Below are 1,283 nucleotides of genomic sequence, written 5' to 3' on the forward strand. Positions count from 1 at the left end.
ATCTGCATCAACAGGCCGGACATCTGATTGCAAGCAATCGCGTTGTCCGTATACTCAAATCCTGATGAGGGAGGAGCCGTCCACATCTGTAATCTCTATAATGTGACGACCACGCGCGACGCGGTTCTGCAGTTTACAAAGGCGTTCCGGGATCGAGCCGGCTGGAATGAAGCCTCCTTCGATGTTTATCCAGGCTATCAGGCGCCGATTGTGCGCGTCGCCGAGGACGGACAGCGCGAGGTTGCCCGAGCGACCTGGGGAATGCCGTCGCCGCCAGCCTATGTGAAAAACTACGATCCCGGCGTCACCAATATTCGCAATGTGAGTTCGCCGCACTGGCGGCGCTGGCTTGGCCCGACCAGCCGCTGCGTCGTGCCGTTCACGTCTTTTGCCGAACCTGATCCTGCCAGCAAAGTCGAGGGCGGACGCGTGCCGAACGCCTGGTTCGCGGGCAATGAAGAACGGCCGCTGATGTTTTTCGCGGGCTTCTGGACCCCGTGGAAGGGCGTGCGCAAAGTCAGGGATGGCGAGCAGGAATACGAGCTGTTTGGATTTCTGACGACCTCGCCCAACGAGATTGTCTCGCCGATCCATCAAAAGGCCATGCCCTCCATTCTGACCACGCCTGAAGAAGTCGAGACCTGGCTGACAGCACCGTGGGATGAAGCCCGCCACCTACAGCGTCCGCTCCCGGGCAACATGCTTGTGATCGTGCCGCCAAAGGCCAAACCGAAGCCGGACGAGGAAGGTCTGTTGCTTTGATCACCAGCACAGAGCACGATCACGGCAGTCAAATGGCCGTTTACCAAATGCCGGCTTATCCTGTGGGCACTGACGTCATGGGGAGCGCGCAAAACGTGCGCAAAATCATCCATGTCGATATGGATGCCTTTTATGCCTCGGTCGAGCAACGTGACAATCCGGAGCTGCGTGGCCTGCCACTGGCCGTCGGCGGGTCGGCGGCACGCGGTGTCGTAGCGGCTGCAAGTTACGAGGCCCGTGTCTTCGGCGTGCATTCGGCCATGCCGTCGGTCACCGCCAAGCGCAAATGTCCGGACTTGATCTTTGTGCCGCCGCGCTTCGACGTCTACAAGGCGGTATCGCAGCAGATCCGCGAGATCTTCGCCGAATATACGCCGCTGATCGAGCCGCTGTCGCTGGACGAAGCCTATCTCGATGTTACCGAGAACCTGAAGGCCATGGAGATCGCCACGGAGATTGCGCTGGAGATCCGAGCTAAGATCAAGGCGGTCACAGGCCTCAATGCCTCGGCAGGCATTTCT

At 59.5% G+C, this 1,283-nt stretch carries 2 protein-coding genes; both read left to right on the top strand.

Annotation, left to right across the window (positions count from 1 at the left end; translation table 11 throughout):
- The first annotated feature begins 84 nt into the window (after positions 1–84).
- Positions 85–762, top strand: a complete 678-nt coding sequence (locus tag A3AY_RS0110830; RefSeq protein WP_026203318.1) for an SOS response-associated peptidase — start codon at positions 85–87, stop codon at positions 760–762.
- 77 nt (positions 763–839) lie between these two features.
- The coding region (locus A3AY_RS0110835; RefSeq protein WP_026203319.1) for a Y-family DNA polymerase at positions 840–1,283 on the top strand (444 nt) is incomplete at its 3' end.

This window comes from Rhizobium giardinii bv. giardinii H152, assembly GCF_000379605.1.
In the GTDB taxonomy this organism is placed as follows: Bacteria; Pseudomonadota; Alphaproteobacteria; order Rhizobiales; family Rhizobiaceae; genus Pararhizobium; species Pararhizobium giardinii.